At 70.3% G+C, this 17,813-nt stretch carries 21 protein-coding genes; 12 read left to right on the top strand and 9 right to left on the bottom strand.

Annotation, left to right across the window (positions count from 1 at the left end; all coding sequences use genetic code 11):
• Positions 1 to 60: 60 nt before the first annotated feature.
• Complete coding sequence (locus GBZ26_RS15620) at positions 61 to 255, top strand: DUF1656 domain-containing protein (RefSeq protein ID WP_174439629.1); 195 nt, start codon at positions 61 to 63, stop codon at positions 253 to 255.
• A 242-nt stretch (positions 256 to 497) separates the two neighbouring features.
• A complete protein-coding gene (locus tag GBZ26_RS15625; protein ID WP_174439630.1) occupies positions 498 to 731 on the top strand; it encodes a hypothetical protein in 234 nt (77 codons plus the stop codon).
• On the opposite strand, the gene GBZ26_RS15630 is transcribed toward GBZ26_RS15625, so the two are convergent.
• Positions 722 to 1,486, bottom strand: a complete 765-nt coding sequence (locus GBZ26_RS15630) for a glycosyltransferase family 2 protein (protein ID WP_174439631.1) — start codon at positions 1,484 to 1,486, stop codon at positions 722 to 724. The two genes, GBZ26_RS15625 and GBZ26_RS15630, sit on opposite strands and share 10 nt — an antisense overlap.
• A 74-nt stretch (positions 1,487 to 1,560) precedes the next feature.
• On the opposite strand from GBZ26_RS15630, the gene GBZ26_RS15635 reads away from it, so the two are divergent.
• A complete protein-coding gene (locus GBZ26_RS15635) occupies positions 1,561 to 3,234 on the top strand; it encodes a tetratricopeptide repeat protein (protein ID WP_174439632.1) in 1,674 nt (557 codons plus the stop codon).
• Between the two features lies 1 nt (position 3,235).
• Here the strand turns inward: GBZ26_RS15635 and GBZ26_RS15640 are convergent, their stop codons facing one another.
• The 3 genes from GBZ26_RS15640 to GBZ26_RS15650 all read right to left on the bottom strand — a co-directional run bounded on the left by GBZ26_RS15640 (position 3,236) and on the right by GBZ26_RS15650 (position 6,375).
• Entirely contained in the window at positions 3,236 to 3,481 is a 246-nt protein-coding gene (locus GBZ26_RS15640; RefSeq protein WP_174439633.1) for a hypothetical protein, read from the bottom strand.
• Positions 3,482 to 3,595: 114 nt separating this feature from the next.
• Positions 3,596 to 5,758: a tetratricopeptide repeat protein gene (locus GBZ26_RS15645; protein WP_174439634.1), complete on the bottom strand. Its 2,163-nt coding sequence runs from the start codon at positions 5,756 to 5,758 to the stop codon at positions 3,596 to 3,598.
• 59 nt (positions 5,759 to 5,817) lie between these two features.
• On the bottom strand, positions 5,818 to 6,375 hold the full coding sequence (locus tag GBZ26_RS15650; RefSeq protein ID WP_174439635.1) for an RT0821/Lpp0805 family surface protein: 558 nt from the start codon (positions 6,373 to 6,375) through the stop codon (positions 5,818 to 5,820).
• A gap of 152 nt (positions 6,376 to 6,527) precedes the next feature.
• On the opposite strand from GBZ26_RS15650, the gene GBZ26_RS15655 reads away from it, so the two are divergent.
• The 5 genes from GBZ26_RS15655 (at position 6,528) to GBZ26_RS15675 (ending at position 10,732) form a co-directional block, all read left to right on the top strand.
• A complete protein-coding gene (locus GBZ26_RS15655; RefSeq protein ID WP_174439636.1) occupies positions 6,528 to 8,144 on the top strand; it encodes an acyl-CoA synthetase in 1,617 nt (538 codons plus the stop codon).
• A gap of 177 nt (positions 8,145 to 8,321) precedes the next feature.
• Entirely contained in the window at positions 8,322 to 9,065 is a 744-nt protein-coding gene (locus tag GBZ26_RS15660) for a sulfite exporter TauE/SafE family protein (protein WP_174439637.1), read from the top strand.
• 77 nt (positions 9,066 to 9,142) lie between these two features.
• The gene (locus tag GBZ26_RS15665; protein WP_174439638.1) at positions 9,143 to 9,847 is read left to right on the top strand and encodes an ABC transporter ATP-binding protein; all 705 of its coding nucleotides are present in this window, start codon (positions 9,143 to 9,145) and stop codon (positions 9,845 to 9,847) included.
• Positions 9,848 to 9,939: 92 nt separating this feature from the next.
• Complete coding sequence (locus tag GBZ26_RS15670; RefSeq protein ID WP_035678404.1) at positions 9,940 to 10,353, top strand: MerR family transcriptional regulator; 414 nt, start codon at positions 9,940 to 9,942, stop codon at positions 10,351 to 10,353.
• Positions 10,304 to 10,732 (top strand): carboxymuconolactone decarboxylase family protein, encoded by a 429-nt coding sequence (locus tag GBZ26_RS15675; protein WP_174439639.1) that lies wholly within the window; start codon positions 10,304 to 10,306, stop codon positions 10,730 to 10,732. Before GBZ26_RS15670 ends, GBZ26_RS15675 begins: the two co-directional genes overlap by 50 nt.
• Positions 10,733 to 10,735: 3 nt before the next feature.
• Here GBZ26_RS15675 and GBZ26_RS15680 read toward each other — a convergent pair whose 3' ends face one another.
• Entirely contained in the window at positions 10,736 to 11,014 is a 279-nt protein-coding gene (locus GBZ26_RS15680) for a GNAT family N-acetyltransferase (protein ID WP_174439640.1), read from the bottom strand.
• Positions 11,015 to 11,057: 43 nt separating this feature from the next.
• Positions 11,058 to 11,690 (bottom strand): trimeric intracellular cation channel family protein, encoded by a 633-nt coding sequence (locus GBZ26_RS15685; protein ID WP_035678407.1) that lies wholly within the window; start codon positions 11,688 to 11,690, stop codon positions 11,058 to 11,060.
• 169 nt (positions 11,691 to 11,859) lie between these two features.
• Between GBZ26_RS15685 and GBZ26_RS15690 the strand changes: the two genes are divergently transcribed.
• Positions 11,860 to 12,558, top strand: a complete 699-nt coding sequence (locus tag GBZ26_RS15690) for a pirin family protein (protein WP_174439641.1) — start codon at positions 11,860 to 11,862, stop codon at positions 12,556 to 12,558.
• A gap of 36 nt (positions 12,559 to 12,594) precedes the next feature.
• Here GBZ26_RS15690 and GBZ26_RS15695 read toward each other — a convergent pair whose 3' ends face one another.
• The 3 genes from GBZ26_RS15695 to GBZ26_RS15705 are packed head-to-tail and all read right to left on the bottom strand — an operon-like array spanning position 12,595 to position 14,495.
• The gene (locus GBZ26_RS15695) at positions 12,595 to 13,155 is read right to left on the bottom strand and encodes a hypothetical protein (protein ID WP_174439642.1); all 561 of its coding nucleotides are present in this window, start codon (positions 13,153 to 13,155) and stop codon (positions 12,595 to 12,597) included.
• A gap of 60 nt (positions 13,156 to 13,215) precedes the next feature.
• Positions 13,216 to 13,641: a hypothetical protein gene (locus tag GBZ26_RS15700; protein ID WP_174439643.1), complete on the bottom strand. Its 426-nt coding sequence runs from the start codon at positions 13,639 to 13,641 to the stop codon at positions 13,216 to 13,218.
• A 14-nt stretch (positions 13,642 to 13,655) separates the two neighbouring features.
• The gene (locus GBZ26_RS15705) at positions 13,656 to 14,495 is read right to left on the bottom strand and encodes a TIGR02587 family membrane protein (protein WP_174439644.1); all 840 of its coding nucleotides are present in this window, start codon (positions 14,493 to 14,495) and stop codon (positions 13,656 to 13,658) included.
• A 150-nt stretch (positions 14,496 to 14,645) separates the two neighbouring features.
• On the opposite strand from GBZ26_RS15705, the gene GBZ26_RS15710 reads away from it, so the two are divergent.
• From GBZ26_RS15710 to cueR, 3 genes are all read left to right on the top strand, one after another.
• Complete coding sequence (locus GBZ26_RS15710) at positions 14,646 to 14,852, top strand: heavy-metal-associated domain-containing protein (RefSeq protein ID WP_174439645.1); 207 nt, start codon at positions 14,646 to 14,648, stop codon at positions 14,850 to 14,852.
• Between the two features lie 78 nt (positions 14,853 to 14,930).
• Positions 14,931 to 17,327 (top strand): heavy metal translocating P-type ATPase, encoded by a 2,397-nt coding sequence (locus GBZ26_RS15715; RefSeq protein WP_174439646.1) that lies wholly within the window; start codon positions 14,931 to 14,933, stop codon positions 17,325 to 17,327.
• The gene (gene cueR / locus GBZ26_RS15720; RefSeq protein WP_425514935.1) at positions 17,324 to 17,758 is read left to right on the top strand and encodes a Cu(I)-responsive transcriptional regulator; all 435 of its coding nucleotides are present in this window, start codon (positions 17,324 to 17,326) and stop codon (positions 17,756 to 17,758) included. The genes GBZ26_RS15715 and cueR overlap by 4 nt, the downstream gene beginning before the upstream one ends.
• Positions 17,759 to 17,813: the final 55 nt, after the last annotated feature.

The following is a 17,813-nucleotide window of genomic DNA, read 5'->3' on the forward strand; positions in this document are numbered from 1 at the left end:
CACCGGCCGATAGCAGAAATACACCACGCGTCGGCCGCGGCAGGTGTAGATATGAGATAGGTGACAATCTATGGGCTGTTCATCCCGCCACTGCTGATCCTGGCCATCGCGGCCTGGTTCGTCTCGGGCCTGCTGCGGCGCGGCCTGCGGGCGGTGGGGTTCTACGGATGGGTCTGGCACCCACCGCTGTTCGATCTGGCGCTCTACGTGCTGGTGCTGAGCGCGCTGACGGCGCTGACCGCGTGGCTGCGGTAGGGAACTGCGCCGAAAGAGGAAAGGCGGGTCGGGGCGCTTATTGTTATGAACTTCCCTCCGACGCTCCGAACCGCCCATACCCATCCAAACCGTAAGGTTTAGAGACGTATCGGTTACCGCTGATATAACAGTTTGTCAAGCGAAGGGGCGAACGGGAACGGAGCCATCACCTCCCGCGACAACGGATGGACCGCGCCGGCTCCGCCTTGCCGGTGGGGCGGCCTTTGCGGTACATATCGGGCATGGTTGAAACGCGACGCACCGGTGACCGCTCCAACGAACCGATCCGCTCCGAGGTCGGGGGCGGGCGCGTCGCGTCGCCGGCTGCGGTCGGCGTCCGCAACCGGGCGGAGCAGGTTGGCGGCGGGCGTCAGCGCATTCCCAGCGTCCGCGAACTGGCCAGCCTTCTGGTGAACGGCATCCTGACGCTGCCGCGCAATTACCGCCGCGGCATGTATCTCGACGTTCAGGTCTGACCCTCTCCACCCCCGGTGTAAGCCGCGATCTCCGGTCCGAACAGGCGCTCCAGCAGCAGGGGCGGCAGTTCGTACTGCGGCAGGCACAGGCTGGTGCTGCGGGCGTGCAGGGTGTGCAGGCACAGCCCTTCGGCGTCCGGAAAGGCGGCGACACGGAAGCGCTCCCGCGCGCTCTTCATGAACGGCGCGTCTTCGCAAGCGTTGACCGGCGGGAAGCGCCCCGCCTCCCACCCCGACCGCCGGTAGGCATAGGAAAAGCCGTAGCCCAGCCGATTGTCGTCGGAGGGCGGCGTCTCCGGCGCCTCGACGTAGGACCGGGTCGTCCGGCCCCAGCGATGGTGCGAGCCGCCGCGCGCCGTGTCCCAGTAGCCGAAGCTGCGGTGAATCGCGCTGTGCAGGAACCAGCCGGACAGGGTCACCGCGTCGTGCCCCGCCTCCAGCCAGCCGAGCAGCCTCTCCACATAGTGGGGGGCGTAGAAGTCGTCGTCGTCGAAATGGACGATGATCGCGCCGCGCGCGTGCTCGGCCAGGATGTTGCGCTTCTCCCCGATGGCGTAGCGGCGCGGCGCATAGAAATACTTCAGCCGCGGCCCGGCGAGCGGCTGGAGATAGGCGGACGGGCGCGGGCTGTCATCGAACACCAGCCATTCGATGTCGGGAACGGTCTGGGACAGGACGCGGGCGTGGCACAGCGGCAGAACGTCCTCCCGTCCCCAGCTTGGCGTAATGATGCTGACGAGCGGCCGGTCGGCCATGGTCTCTCCTTGGGAATGTGCCCGACCGTTGCGCCGCATGGACTCCGGCCCGGCGGCGCGTGTAGACAGGCGGCATGGTGACACTTCGGGATGCCCTGGCCGCCGCGGTCGGCCACCATCAGGCGGGCCGGCTGGACGCGGCCCGGCCCCTTTATCATAGCATCCTGCGCGGCCAGCCGGGCCATCCCGACGCGCTTCACCTGCTGGGTGTCCTGGAAAGCCAGAGCGGCCGTCCGGTCGCGGCCCTGCCGCTGCTGCGCCGTGCCGTGGCGCTGCGGCCCGGCGACGCCGATTTCCTCGGCAATCTGGCGCGGAGCCTGCGCGCGGCGGGGCAGTCCGAGAAGGCGGAGCGCGCCTTCGCCCGCACGGCGGCGCTCGACCCCGCGGATGTCCAGGCCGCCTTCACGCTGGGTACGCTGCGGCTGGAGCGCGGGGACGCGGCGGGTGCCGCGGCGGCCTTCGCCCGGGCGCTGGCCCGGCTGCCCGACTTCGCCGAGGCGCGCATCAACCGCGCCAACGCCCTGGCGGCGCTGGGCCGGACGGAGGATGCGGCGCGGTTGCGCCGGCAGGCGGTGGCCCTGGCGCCTTCCCATCCCGACGCGCTCCACAACGCCGCGGTGAGCGCGCTCGCCGACGCCGGTCTGGACCGCCCGCTGTCGCACGCCCGGCGCCTCGACCCGGAGTTGGTGGAGCGCGCGGGGCGTGCCCTAGGCCACGCGCTGGCCATCGATCCGCAGCATGGGGCGGCGGCGGATGCGCTGATCGGGGCGGCGCTGGCGCTTGTCCAGGCCGGGCAAGCGCCGGAATGGTTGTTGGACCGCGCCGCCCGCACCGCCCTGACGGTCCTGCGCCGGACTCCGCGCGACACGCGGGCGGCGGCGGTGGTCGCCTACCGCTTCTACCGGCGGGGGGGGGCGGACCTTGCCGCCCCCCTCATGCGGCGCGTCTCCCGGCGCTTTACGCCGTCCGAGGTGGAGGCGGATTTCGAACTGCGCCTGTGGTCGATGGTTCGGGCTGGACGGCGGGGGCTGGACGGGCTTCCCGACGCCGACACCCTGCAGGACTCCTTCCCGCCGCTGGACCTGCTGGCCGCGCCGCCCGCCGGGAGCGGGCCGGTGCTGGCGGTGTCCTGCGACGATGGCTATTACCGGCGCTTCGCCACGGGCCTGCTCGATTCGGTGGAGGGGGCGGGCGGCGGCGCGGCCGTCCATGTCCATGTGGTGAACCCTTCGCCGGAGACCCTGGCCGACCTCGCTCGGCGGCGGGAGCGCTTGCGTCTGAGCTACAGCCGGGAAGAGGTGGACTTCACGGGCTGGGACGACCACCGGCGGACCACCTACTACGCCTGCGTCCGTTTCCTGCGCTGGCACCAGCTCATGGTGCGCTGGGGGCGGCCCCTGCTGCATCTGGACGCCGATTGCACGCTGGACGGGGACTTGGGGGCGGTGGCGGCGTTGCTGGACGGTGCCGACGTCGGGCTGCTGCGCGATGCCCGCTGGCGCGGCCCGACCCGGGAGATCACCGTCTGCTTCGCGGCGTTCCAGCCGACTCCGCGGGGGCGTGCCTTCCTCGCTTCGACCGCGGCCTACATCGGGGCGTTTCTGCGGAATGGGCGCGGATTCTGGATGCTGGATCAGGCCGCGCCCTTCGCGGTGCTCGACGCGCTGGAACGGCGGGGGGAGGGGCTGAGAGTGCGCTGGTTCGACATTCTGGACTTCCCCTGGGTCCGCTTCATCGGGGAAAAGTGACTCAGCAGGGAAGCCGGGCGCAACGTCCGTCCGGGCAATCGCGGCAGCATTGCCCGCAGATGTCGTCCAGGTCCACGGCGATGCCGTGCCGCTTGAGAAGTCCCTGGGCATAGGCCGTGTAGAGGCGTGCCAACGCCCGCCGGTTGGCGGCCACCGTCTTGGCGGTCAGCGCTTCGGGCGCCAGCGTCGCTGCGATGGCTTGCTCCACATCCTCAATGGCCGTGCGGACAGCCGAAAGGTTCAGCATCCAGGACCCCCTGGGCGTCGCGACCCTTGATGAATCTGATATACAACGTGTGACGAAAAATAAGTGTCGAAACAACCCCAAATTTTGGATTTGGGGTTGTCCTATCCGGAAAGGCTAGAGGCTCTGGGTCAAATCACGCAGGGAAGACGCCAGCGCCTCGGCCAAGCGCCGCCCGTCGCAGAGCGGTCCGGCCGCCATGCGCGGGCGCAGGGTGCGGCGCAGTTCGGCCAGCCGCGCCGGGTCGGCGGCCCAGCCGGCGGCGCGATCCACATACTCCGCCGGGTCGCGGGCGACGCAGCCCTCCACCCCCGCCACGCTCAGGAAAGCCAGGGAATGGCGGCTGGAGAAGGTCTCGCCGGGCAGGGTGACGACCGGCACGCCCATCCACAGCGTCTCCAGAGTCGTCGTGCTGCCGGCGAAGGGGAAGGGGTCCAGCGCCACATCGACGCGGGCGCACCAGCCCATATGCTCCCGGCTGCCGGTCGCCCCGGCCAGGATCAGCCGCTCCGGCGCGATCCCCGCCGCGGCCAGCCGTCCGCGCCACTGGGCGGCGGTCTCGGGGCAGGACAGGGCCTTGGTCTTCAGCAGCAGGCGCGACTCGGGCACCCGGGCGAGCAGGGCGGCCCAGGTGGCGAGAACCTCGTCGGTCAGCTTGGTCAGGATGTTGAAGGCGCCGAAGGTGACGGGCTGGCCGGTCAGGCAGGGCGGCGGTCCGGGCTCCGGCGCGTCCGGCGGCGGGTCGTAGGCGATGAAGGCGCCGGGCATGCGCAGGACGCGCTCGCCGTAGAAGCGCTCCGCCCCCTCCGGCACATGGTGGGCGTCGGCGACCAGCGCGTCCATGGCGGCGAGCCCGGTGGTCGCCATGTAGCCGGACCACGCCACCTGCACCGGCGCCGGCTTGCGCGCGAAGACGCCCAGCCGCCCGCGGGCGTTGTGCCCGGCGAGGTCGATCAGCGCGTCCAGCCGGTCGTTGCGGATCAATGTTGCAAGTTCAGCGTCGGTCCGGTCGGCGACCGGCACCCAGCGCGCCGCCGCGGCGCGGAAGCGGTCGGTCAGGTCGTCCGCTTCCAACTGGTTGGCGTAGAGGGTCAGTTCGACGCCGAAATCCGGCATCGCCTCCACCGCCCGCACCGCGAACTGCCCCGCCGGGTGGCGGCGGAAGTCGCCGGACAGGATGCCGACGCGCAGCGGACGGGAGTCGTCCCGAACCGCCGGGGCGCGGGGTGCCCATGCGGCGCGCAACGGCGCGCCGTGCACGGCGTCCCAGCCACGGTGCGCCTCCAGCACGCGGGCCAGCGTCACGCCGGGCCGGAACAGTGCCAGATAGGCGAGGTTGGAGCGCACCTCGGCCAGATCGGGCCGCAGCGCCAGCGCGCGGCGGTAGCCGGCCTCGGCGGCATCCAGGTCGCCCTGCGTCTGGCGGACCAGCGCGAGGTTCGCGTAAGCCTCCGCCAGATCGGGACACAGCGCGGCGGCCCGGGCGTAGGCGCGGGCGGCCTCGGCCAGACGGATGCGCTTTTGCAGCGCGTCGCCCCGGCGCAGCGCGGCCTCCGCGAAGTCCGGGCGCACATGCTCGGCGCGGCGGGCCGCCCGTTCGGCGTCGGCGGGGGCGTCGAGGGCCAGCAAGGCGGCGGACAGGTTGGCGAGCGCCGTGGCGTGGTCGGGGCGCAGCGCCAGCGCGCGGCGCAAGGCCCGCTCCGCCTCCGCCGCCCGGCCGCGTTGCAACATCAGCGAGGCCCGGTTGGCGTGCGCCTCTCCGAATCCGGGATCGTCGGCCAGCGCGGCGCGGAAGGCGTCGTCCGCCTCGGCCAGCCGGCCGAGCGCCGTCAGCGTGTTGCCGAGGTTGAAGCGCGCCCGCGCGTAGCCGGGGCGCAGCGCGGCGGCCTGCCGGTAGGCGTCCGCGGCCTCCTCCAGCCGGCCCAGCCGGTCCAGCGCGTTGCCGAGGTTGTAATGGGCCTGCGCGAAGGCCGGGCGCAGGCGGATCGCCGCGCGGTGGGCGTCCGCCGCCTCCGCGGCGCGCTCCAGCGCGCGCAGCGCGCTGCCGAGATTGTCGTGATAGTCGGCGACGGTCGCGTCGGCTCGGAGGGCGGCGCGGATGCGCGACTCGGCCTCCGCCGGGTGCCCGGCCTGGAGATAGACGACGCCCAGCAGATGCAGCGCGTCGGGATGGTTGGGCAGCGTGTCGAGGATGGCCTGATAGCCGGCGGCGGCCTGCGCCAGCCGGCCGGCCTGATGATGGGCCAGCGCCGCGGCCAGCACGTCCTTGATCGTCGCCATGCCCGACTGTCTAGAGCATTTCCCCGCCTGGTTGAAGGCGCATGGTCGAAGGGGCCGCCTCAGCTCACCATGCGCCAGCTTCCGTCCGCTTGGCGGCAGGCGGTGCCGTAGCCCTGCTGGAGCTGCCCGCCGACCACGATGCTGGTCTGGAACTCACGGCACGGCTCGCCATAGGGGCCGGTGCCGTCGCGGGTCGGGGTGTAGCTCCCCCAGTTGCCGGTCTGCGGGTTGTTCCACTGCACGGTCGCGCCGGTCGGCGCCATGTAGGCCTGCCCCGCCGCCTGCTGCGCGTACATCAGGTCGGCGCGGTCCATCGATTGGCCGGCGGCGTTGCCCAGCGCGGCGCCGAGCAGCGTGCCGATGCCGACCGCCACCAGCTTGCCCGTGCCGCCGCCGAAGCGCGACCCGGCGAGGCCGCCGGCCACGCCGCCGAGCAGCGTGCCCGCCGCCGTCTTGTTGCCGTAGCCGGGGGCGTAGCCGCCGCCGTAGCTGGCCCCGTACCCGCCGCCGCCATACCCACCGCCATACCCATAGCCATAGGGGCTGGCGCAGCCGGCCAGCAGGCCCACGGACAACACAACCGCAACGATCCCCTTGGCCTTCATGTCGAACCCCACGGAACGGAACCTGTGTTCATGAACCCTTTGTCCATGAACATGGCAGCCCCGCAAACTATTCCGTCCGCGTGACGGAACGCCGCCGTTGCCCCTATGATGAGACCAAATGGCCGTGTCCAAGCGGCCGGCAAGAACCTGTCGGGAGGAAAAGCATGCTGCCGGAAGCGGACAGCTACGAGGGCCTGCGCGACCGTTTCGTCTGGTCGGTGCCGGAGCGTTACAACATCGGCGTGGACGTCTGCGACAAGTGGGCGGAGCGCGATCCGGACCGCACCGCCCTGATCCACAAGCGCCGGGACGGCGCGGTGGAGACCTACAGCTTCGCCGACATCCGCCGCCTGTCGAATCGCCTCGCCAACGCGCTGGCCGCCCATGGGGTGGCGCGCGGCGACCGGGTGGGCATCCTGCTGCCCCAGGCGCCGGAAACCGCGGTCAGCCACGTCGCCGTCTACAAGATGGGCGGCGTCGCCGTCCCCCTCTTTTCGCTGTTCGGGGTGGAGGCTCTCGAATACCGGCTGGGCAATTGCGGGGCGCGGGCGGTGGTGACCGACGCCGTGGGTGCGGCCAAGATCGCCCAGATCCGCGACCGCCTGCCCGAACTGAAGCTCGTCCTGCGCATCGACGAGGCCGGGGAGGGCGAGTTGGACTGGCACGCGCTGGTCGATGCCGCGTCGGAGGACTTCACGCCGGTGGACACGGCGGCCGACGACCCGGCGGTGATCATCTACACCTCCGGCACCACCGGCCAGCCGAAGGGGGCGCTGCACGCGCACCGGGTGCTGCTCGGCCATCTGCCGGGGGTGGAGATTTCCCACGACCTGTTCCCGCAGCCGGGCGACCGCATCTGGACCCCGGCGGACTGGGCGTGGATCGGCGGCCTGCTCGACGTGCTGATGCCCGCCTGGCACCATGGCGTGACCGTGGTCTCCCACCGCTTCGAGAAGTTCGACGCCGAGGAGGCCTTCCGCCTGATCGCCGACTTCCAGGTGCGCAACGCCTTCCTGCCGCCGACCGCGCTGAAGATGATGCGCGCGGTCAAGGACCCGCAGACGCGCTGGGCCTACCGCATGCGCTCCGTCGCCAGCGGCGGCGAGACGCTGGGGGCGGAGCTTCTCGACTGGGGCCGCCAGACCTTCGGGCTGACCATCAACGAGTTCTACGGCCAGACCGAGTGCAACATGATCGTGTCCTCCTGCGCCACGGTCATGCCGCCCAAGCCAGGGGTCATGGGCCGTCCGGCGCCCGGCCACGACGTTGCGGTGATCGACGGGCAGGGCAACCGCCTTCCTCCCGGCGAGATCGGCCTGATCGCCGTGCACCGCCCGGACCCGGTGATGTTCCTGCAATACTGGAACAACCCGGAGGCCACCGCCGCGAAGTTCGTCGGGGATTGGCTGGTCACCGGCGACCAGGGCGAACTGGACGAGGACGGCTACATCCGATTTGTCGGGCGGGACGACGACGTGATCACGTCGGCGGGTTACCGCATCGGCCCCGGTGAGATCGAGGACTGCCTGATCGGCCACCCCGCCGTCCGCATGGCTGCGGTGGTCGGCGTGCCCGACCCCCTGCGCACCGAGATCGTCAAGGCCTTCATCGTCCTCCAGGATGGCGTGCGCCCCAGCGACGAACTGGCGGCGGAGATCCAGGCCCATGTGAAGACGCGGCTGGCCGCCCACGAATACCCGCGCGCCGTGGAGTTCGTCGACAGCCTGCCGATGACCACCACGGGCAAGATCATCCGGCGCGAGCTGCGGGGGAGAGGGTAGGTTGTTGAGCCCTTCTCCCCTCTGGGGAGAAGGGTATGGGATGAGGGGGCGGCCGCAGGCCGACAACGCTCTCTCATTCCAGTGCTTGGACGCCCTACGGGCGCCCCCTCACCCTAACCCTCTCCCCAGAGGGGCGAGGGGATAAACAAACAACAAGAAAAGACAACGATCCGAACGATGGTGACGACATCCCTTCTTCTGCTCGCCGCGGCCTTCCTGGCCGGGGCGATGAACGCGGTCGCCGGCGGCGGCAGCTTCCTCACTCTTCCCGCTCTGATCTACGCCGGGGTCCCGCCGGTGGCGGCGAACGCCACCGGCACGGTGGCGCTGCTGCCCGGCTACGCCAGCGGCGTCTACGGCTACCGCCACGACCTGGAGCCGGTGGGCGGGGTCGGGCTGGTCACGCTGTCGGTGGTGAGCCTGACCGGCGGGCTGATCGGGGCGGCGCTGCTGCTGGTGACCCCGGATTCGGTGTTCCGCAGCATCGTGCCCTGGCTGCTGCTGGTCGCCACCGCGCTGTTCGCCTTCGGCGGGATGCTGGCGGCCCGCCTGCGGGCGGTCGGGCTGCACGGGACGGGGGCGATGCTCGCCACGCTGTTCGCGGTGTCGGTCTATGGCGGCTATTTCAACGGCGGCCTCGGCATCCTGCTGCTGGCGCAGCTGAGCCTGTTCGGGATGACCAACCTGAACGCCATGAACGCGCTGAAGAACCTGTTCTCCGCCGTGCTGACGGCCATCGCGGTCGCCGCCTACGCGGTCGGCGGGGCGGTGGAGTGGTCCTATGCCGCGCTGATGACCGTGGCGGCGGTGGCCGGGGGTTATGTCGGAGCGCGGGTCGGGCGCAAAATCCCGTCGCGCATCCTGCGCGCCGGCATCATCGCCGTGGGCTTGGCGATGAGCATCCTCTTCTTCCTCAAGTAAAAGCCGTTCGGTTCCGGCGGCGCCTGCGCTAAGGTGGCGGCCCTCTCCATGAAGGCCGCCACGACGCAAGACCCCGCATGCTGACCGTATCCGACCTCGACCTCTTCTACGGCGACGCCCAGGCGCTCGACGGCGTGTCCATCGCGGTGGCGGAGGGCACGACGACCGCCATCGTCGGGGCCAACGGGGCGGGCAAGACCTCGCTGATCCGCACCATCTCCGGCATCCTGAAGCCGGCCCGCGGCACCATCCGCTTCCGCGGTAAGGACATCGCCGGCCTACCCAGCCATGTCGTCTGCGACCTCGGCATCGGGCAGGTGGCGGAGGGGCGGCAGATCTTCCCGACGCTCAGCATCCGCGAGAATTTGGAGATGGGCGCCGTCATCCCGCGCGCCCGTGCCGGGGCGAAGGACACGTTCGAGCGCGTGCTGACCCTCTTCCCCCGCCTGAACGAGCGGCTGGAGCAGGCCGCCGGCACCCTGTCGGGCGGCGAGCAGCAGATGCTGGCCATCGGGCGCTGCCTGATGGGCAAGCCCGACCTGATCATGTTCGACGAGCCGTCGCTCGGCCTCTCCCCGACCATGGTGCAGGAGCTGTTCCGCACCATCCGCGCGCTGGCCGCCGAGGGCATGACGATCATTCTGGTGGAGCAGAACGTCGCCGCGTCGCTGAAGCTGGCGCAGCGCGCCTATGTGCTGGAGAACGGGCGCGTCGTCCTGGCCGGCACGGGAGAGGAACTGCTGGCCGACCCCGCGGTGAAGCAGGCCTATCTCGGCCTGTGAAGCGTCGGCGGCGGTGGCGGCGGAATCCCTCTTGACTTAGAGCGCGCTCGAACCCGTAGCGTCCTGTGCATCGTGATGAGAAGCAGACGCGCATGAAGATCGGAGACCTCGCGAAACGCTCGGGACTGACGGCCCACACCATCCGCTATTATGAGCGGATCGGGCTGCTGCCCTATGCCGACCGGAACCAGTCCCGCCACCGCGATTACGACGCCTCGATCCTGACCTGGATCGAGTTTCTCGGCCGTCTGAAGACGACCGGCATGCCGATCCGCGACATGCTCCGCTACGCGGCGCTGCGTGAGGAGGGCGCCGGGACCGAAGCGGAACGGCGGGCGTTGCTGGAGCAGCACCGCGAGCGCGTGCGTGCCCGGGTCGATGAACTGAACGCCTGTCTTCTCGTCCTCGATACCAAGATCGACGGTTACGTCGAAACGGAACAGAGGAAGACTGACGATGACGCACCTGTCCAAGATCGCATCCGGGGTCGAAGAAAGCCGGCTTGAGCGCGGGCAACGGGCGCTTGCCGAAATCGACGGCGAGGCCGGCCACAAGGTGGTGGCGGCGCTTGCCGACATCGCGCCGGACTTCGCGACCTATGTGTTCGAATTTCCCTTCGGCGACATCTATTCGCGGCCCGGACTCGATCTGCGGTCGCGCGAGATCGCCACCATCGCGGCGCTCGCCGCCATGGGGAACGCGGCACCCCAGCTCAAGGTGCACATCGAGGCCGGATTGAACGTCGGGCTGACCCGCGACGAGATCGTCGAGGTTCTGATCCAGATGGCGGTCTATGCGGGGTTCCCGGCCGCTCTCAACGGGCTGTTCGCGGCCAAGGAGGTGTTTGCGGCGAAGGGCGGGCAACGGCCGCAGGGACCGTCATAAGGCCTACCGCGCCAGCAGGTCGTGATGCTCGCGGTGGCGGTGCATCCAGTTGGCGGCGTAGCCGCAGATCGGGACGATGGTCAGCCCCTCGGCGCGGGCGATGGCCATCACCCCCTCCAGCAGGCGCCCGGCCGCTCCGGTGCCGCGCAGGGATGGCGGCGCCTCCACATAGGGGATGTGCAGGATGGTGCCGCGGCGGCGGTAGGTCGCGAAGACCATCTGGCCGTTCACGTCCAGTTCGAACCGGCTCATGGCCGGGTTGTCGGTCACGGTGTCGCTCATGCCCCTTCCAACAGCCGAAGCCTTTGGTTGTTCACCGCAAATGTCATGAACCGGGCGCGCGCGGCGCGCTCCAGCCGCGCAGCACGCTGACCACCCGCAGCAGGAAGGCCGCCGCCGCGCCGGCGATGGCGACCGGCGCCTTCGGCAGGTCCAGCATGGCCCCGGCGATGACGATCGCCGCGCCCAGCAGGGCGGCCACCGCGTAAATCTCCTCGCGCAGCACGCGCGGCACCTCGGCCACCAGCACGTCGCGCACCAGCCCGCCGCCGCAGGCGGTCAGCACGCCCAGCAGGACCGCGGGCAGCGGGCCCAGCCCGTAGGCCAGCGCCTTGCCGCAGCCGGCCACCGCGAAGATGCCCAGGCCGGCCGCGTCCAGCACCATCACCGGCTTGACCAGCCGGTTGATGAAGGGGTGGAAGAAGAAGGCGAACAGGCCCGACGCCAGCGCCGTGATCAGGTACCGTTCGTCCTGCATGGTGGCCGGCGGGATCGCCCCGATCAGCAGGTCGCGCAGCACGCCGCCGGCCAGCGCCGTGACCAGCGCCAGCACCATCACGCCGAAGATGTCCAGACGGTGCCGCACGGCCAGCGTCCCTCCCGTCAGCCCGAAGATGAAGATCCCGGTCAGGTCCATGGCGAGGAGAAGGGGCGAAACATCGGGTATGATGGCGGGCATGATGGCGGTCGGCGGTGCTGGTTGAGAGGAGCCGCCATCATAGCCGTTTGTTGCGTCTCAGGGAACAGATAAGCCGCAACTCCGGCAATTGTTGTTTTGCGGAAACGGGAGCACATTCCTCTCCAGACGAGGGGCCACAGGGCCTCACCAAGGAACCGGAGGAGCAGAGATGATCACGATCCGCAACCGCGACGAACGGGGCGCCGTCAACATGGGCTGGCTGAACAGCAAGCACAGCTTCTCGTTCGGCCACTATTACGACCCGGCCCATATGGGCTTCCGCGCGCTGCGCGTCATCAACGACGACCGCGTGATCCCTGGCGCCGGCTTCCCCACCCACGGGCACGCCGACATGGAAATCGTGTCCTACGTCCTGGACGGCGCGCTGGAGCACAAGGACACGCTGGGCACCAGCTCGGTCATCCGCCCCGGCGACGTGCAGCGGATGAGCGCCGGGTCGGGCATCCGGCACAGCGAGTACAACGCGTCCAAGAAGGACCCGGTGCACTTCCTGCAAATCTGGATCCTGCCCAACGAGGAGGGGATGGTCCCCGGCTATGAGCAGAAGGCCTTCGAGCGGGAGGAGAAGCAGGGCCGCCTGCGGCTCGTCGGTTCCCAGGACGGGCGCGACGGCAGCGTGGTCATCCACCAGGACGTGGACCTCTACGCCACGCTTCTCGACGAGGGCGACAGCGTGACCCATGTTCTGCGTCCGGGCCGCCACGCCTGGGTGCAAGTCGCCCGCGGTCAGGTCCGGCTGAACGGCGAGATCCTGAAGGAAGGCGACGGCGCCGCGATCAGCAAGGAGGAGTCCCTGACGCTGGACGGCGTGGTCAGCGCCGAGGTGCTGCTGTTCGATCTGGCCTGACGAGCGGAAGGCCCTTGCCCCGGTGGGTGGGGGCCTTCACATCCCCTGCGGGGCGTCCAGGCGGATGCCCATGCGGCGGGCCTCCAGCATGAAGGCGCGGGTCATCTGCACGAGGTCGGTGCGCCAGTAGAGCTGCTCCAGCGGGTTGTCGAGGAAGTCCTCCGGCAGCATGGCGTAGCAGTAGGTTTCCACCACGCGCCGGTCGGGCTGCCAGGGGTCGGCGCCGTCGCGCCAGCCGATGGTCCAGCCGGCGTGGCCGGCGCCGATGGCCCAGCGCTCGAAATGCGGGGAGATGGTGGCGCTGGCCACCGGATCGGCGACCGGCACCTGATAGATCGCCACGAAGCGGCGGACGTTCAGTTGCAGCCGCATCACCAGCGATTCGTCGAAGGCGTCCACGCGGTACAGGCAGTCGGACGCTCCTTCGACGTGGCTGAAGCGCACCGCGGCCCGCCGTGCCGCCTCCAGCGTCAGGCCGGACGGCTGGTCGGCCAGCGGCGGGGATTCGTAATCCACGGCGCGCAGCGCCTCCACCATGTCGCCGGTCAGGAAAAGGCGGATGCGCTGCTGCGCCTCGTCGATGGTCAGGCGGGTCATCGCGGGGTCGGTGTCCTCTGTTGCCGGTGCCAAGGACAACAGGGCGGGGCCCCGCTTGGTTCAGGGCTCCACATAGCCCAGCACGCGCAGGCGCAGCGCGTGCGCCCGCGGGTCGCGGTCGAAGAACAGGCCGCCCTTCTGTTCGGAACCGGCGGGCACATAGTCGAACTCGGCCACGGACGTTTCCAAGGCCTCGTCGTCCGCCATCAGTTGGCCCTCCACCTGGACCTTCGCGCCGGTCTTGCCGCCATCGTTGGTGAGCCGGATGTGGGCGAGCCAGCGCGGGCCGGCGGGAACGACCGCCTCCACGACGGCGGTGATCGCCGGGGGGCCGTTGCCGCGGGTGATCCCCTCGTAACCCAGCACGCCCACCGAGCCCAGGAACAGCAAGAGCCCCAGCCCCGACGAGATCCAGGCCAGCCGCGACACCGACGCGCTGCCGTCCTCGTCCCTCGACGTGATGTCGTTTTCCCGGATGTCGGCCATCGGCGTCCCTCCCGTCACACGATCAGGCGGGCGGTGGCGGCGCCCAGCGCGCTGGGGAAGCCCAGCACCACCGTGGCGGTCACCAGCTCCATCATCGACAGGCCGGCGATCCGCTCGAAGGTCCACAGAAGATAGAGGCTGATCAGCAGGGCGATGCCGTAGCCGGCGACCGAGAAGCGCAGGAAGACGGACAGGAACCCGTCGTTCCCGGCGCTCTCCTGACCGGCGAAGCCGACCGTATAGACGAAGATGTGCAGCAGCCCCAGCGACAGCACCGCCAGCGCCACCGCGTGCCAGGGCGACATCTTGTAGGAGATCAGGATCATCTCCTCGGTCGGAGCGACGTTGAAGCCGACGAACAGCGCCCCCGCCCCCATCAGGAACAGTTCCCCCGGATAGCTGGAGCGGATGCGCCGCTCCTTATCGCTGTCGTCCTGCTGGCCGAGCTGCTTGCGCGCCAGCATGGCGCCGATGCTGGCCGGCACGGACTGGAGCGCGATCTTGCCGATGATTTCCGGCAAGGGCTGGTCCAGGCGCACGATGGCGAAGACGGTCAGCAGCACCGCCGACATCAGGAAGCCGACGGCGAAGGCCGACAGCGCGTCGATCAGGTCGTCCTGCCAGCAGAAGGTTTCCTCGAACCCGGCGAAGTAGGACAGGCCGAACAGCACCGGCAGGGTGACCAGGATGAACAGGGCCAGCCGGAAGCGGTCCATGTAGAAGCCCAGCTCCCACATCTCCATGGTCATCAGCAGAGGCAGGGCGAAGATGATCGCCCCCGCCGACGCGCGGGCCAAAGCGCGGGCGAATTGCGCTTCGTCATGGAGAAAGCTGCGCTGGCGGGTGATGTCCATGGCCCATGAATGCGCGGGCGGAGCGGTTGGTTCCGGCGGTACCACGGCAGTGATGGGGGCCATGATCGGGGCGGCGAATTTCCTCTTGACCTTCCAATCGCTGGAAGGCGGAAGCTGACGGCAACACCATCCCGTGGGAAGGAGTTCGTCATGGTTGCGTTCAAGGTTCCCGGCATGACCTGCGGCGGCTGCGCCGCTTCCGTCCGCCGCGCGCTCGGCGCCGTCGCCGGGGTCGAGGATGTGCAGATCGACTTGGACTCGAAGGACGTCCGCGTCGACGGGACGCCCAGCGCCGACGCTCTGCGGACGGCCCTGGACAAGGCCGGCTTCGAGGCCGACGGCCTTCCGGTCGCGTAACGGTTTTCGGCACCCTTGACCTTCCAGTCATTGGAAGCCTTATCCGGGGTGCCGGTTGACGACGAAGAAAGGACGAACATGTCCGCCACCACCGACCTCGACATCGGCATTTCCGGCATGACCTGCGCCTCCTGCGTGGGGCGCGTGGAAAAGGCGCTGTCGCGCCTGCCGGGCGTCACCGGCGTCTCGGTCAATCTCGCCACCGAGCGGGCGCGGGTCGCCTTCGCGGGCGATCCCGATCCGCGGGCGGTGGCGGAGGCCATCGAGAACGTCGGCTTCGAACCGCAGAGGCAGGAGTTCGACCTGACCGTCGGCGGGATGACCTGCGCCTCCTGCGTCGCGCGCGTCGAAAAGGCGCTGCTGCGCGTGCCGGGGGTGGAAAGTGCCGCGGTGAACCTCGCGACGGAACGGGCGCACGTCACCGCCTATGCCGGAACGGTGGACGCCGCCCGGCTGGCCGAGGCGGTGGAACTGACCGGCTTCACCGCCGCCCCCGTCGCCGATGCCGAATCGGCCGTGGCAGCGGAAGACCCGGCGCAGGACCGCAACCGGCGGGACCTCCACCATGTGCTGATCGCCGCCGCGCTGTCGGCGCCGCTGGTCCTCGGCATGGCGGGGGATCTGCTGGGGCTGAATCTGATGCTGCCGCCCTGGGTGCAGTTCCTGCTGGCGACCCCGGTGCAGTTCTGGCTGGGTTGGCGCTTCTACCGGGCCGGCTTCATGGCGGCGCGCGCCGGGTCCGGCAACATGGATCTGCTGGTGGCGCTCGGCACCTCGGCGGCCTGGGGGCTCAGCGTCTACATGATGCTGACGGCGCATCCGGGCCACACGCCGCACCTCTATTTCGAAGCGTCGGCGGTGCTCATCACCTTCGTGCTGCTCGGCAAGTGGCTGGAGGCCCGCGCCAAGGGCCGCACGGCGGCGGCGATCCGCGCGCTGATGCAGCTTCGCCCCGACACCGCCCGCGTCCGCCGCGACGGCGTGGAGGTGGACCTGCCCATCGCCCAGGTGCGGCTCGGCGACCGTGTGGCGGTCCGCCCCGGCGAGCGAATCCCGGTGGACGGGCGCGTGGTGGAGGGGGCGGGCAGCGTGGACGAATCCATGCTGACCGGCGAAAGCCTGCCGGTGGAGAAGGCGTCGGGCTCCCGCGTCACCGGCGGCTCCATCAACGTGGACGGGCTGTTGCTGGTCGAGACGGTGGCGGTGGGCGCCGAGACGATGCTCGCCAAGATCGTCCGCATGGTCGAGGGCGCCCAGGCGTCCAAGGCGCCGATCCAGCGGCTGGTCGACAAGGTGGCGGCGGTCTTCGTGCCGGTGGTGCTGGGCATCGCCGCGGTGACGCTGGCCGGCTGGTGGATCGGCACGGGGAACGCGGAGACGGCGATCATCACGGCGGTGTCGGTTCTGGTCATCGCCTGCCCCTGCGCGCTGGGCCTTGCCACGCCGACCGCCATCATGGTCGGCACCGGGGCGGCGGCCCGCCACGGCATCCTCATCAAGGACGCGGAGGCGCTGGAGCGCGCCCACGCCATCACCGCCGTCGCCTTCGACAAGACCGGCACGCTGACCGAGGGCAAGCCCCGCGTCACCGATCTGGTGCCGGCGGATGGCGTCGAGGAGGCGGAGGTGCTGCGGTTGGCCGCGGCAATGCAATCCGGCAGCGAACACCCGCTGGCCCGCGCGGTCCGCGACCGTGCGGCGGAACGGGGCGTCCCGGCGGCGGCTCCGGAGGGCTTCAAGGCGCTGGCCGGGCGGGGCGTGTCGGCCAGCGTGGAGGGCCGCGCGCTGCTGCTGGGCAGCAAGCGGCTGATCGCGGAAAGCGGCCTGTCCGACGGGGCGCTGGAAGCGCGGGCGGCGGCGCTGGAATCCGCCGGCCGCACCCTGTCCTGGCTGGCCGAGACGGCGCCGGAGCGCCGCGTGCTGGGCCTCGTCGCCTTCGGCGACACGGTGAAGGAGGGCGCCCGCGCCGCCGTCCGCTCCCTGAAGGCGCAGGGGGTGGAGACGGTGATGGTTACCGGCGACGGTGCCGGGGCCGCCCGCGCGGTGGCCGCCGACCTGGGCATCGACCGCGTCTTCTCCGAGGTGCTGCCGGACGGCAAGGCCGATGTGGTGGCGGCGCTGAAGGCGGAGGGCAAGGTCGTCGGCATGGTCGGCGACGGCATCAACGACGCCCCGGCGCTGGCCGCCGCCGACGTCGGCATCGCCATGGCGACCGGCACCGACGTGGCGATGCACACCGCCGGGGTCACGCTGATGCGCGGCGACCCGGCGTTGGTGGCCGGCTCCATCGACGTGTCGCGGCGCACCTATTCCAAGATCCGCCAGGGGTTGTTCTGGGCCTTCATCTACAATCTGGTGGGCATCCCGCTGGCGGCGTCGGGCCTGCTCAGGCCGGTGCTGGCCGGGGCGGCGATGGCGCTGAGTTCGGTCAGCGTCGTCCTGAACGCCCTGTCTCTGCGGGGGTGGAAGCCATGAGCGCCGGCGGGATGACCATCGGGGATGCGGCCAAGGCGTCCGGCGTCAACGCCAAGCTGATCCGCTACTACGAATCGATCGGCCTGATCCCGGCGGCCGGGCGGACGGCGGCGGGCTACCGCGTCTATTCGTCCAGCGACGTGAACATCCTGCGCTTCGTCAAGCGCGCCCGGACGCTGGGCTTCAGCATCGAGCGCATCCAGATCCTGGTCGGGCTGTGGCAGGACCGCAGCCGCTCCAGCGCCGAGGTGAAGCGGGTGGCACTCGACCATGTGGCGGAGCTGGAAGCCAAGATTGCCGAACTGCGCGCGATGAGCGACACGCTCAAGCATCTGGCGCGCGCCTGCCACGGCGACGAGCGGCCGGATTGCCCGATCCTGCGGGATTTGGAGGAGGGTGGAGGAAGGTGTTGCCACGAGGCCCCACCATAACTCCACCCCACCTGCCTCTTATACCCATCTGACGCTGTCGACGATATACAGCTCG

Origin of the sequence: Azospirillum formosense (assembly GCF_013340925.1) — a bacterium.
Lineage (GTDB): Bacteria > Pseudomonadota > Alphaproteobacteria > Azospirillales > Azospirillaceae > Azospirillum > Azospirillum formosense.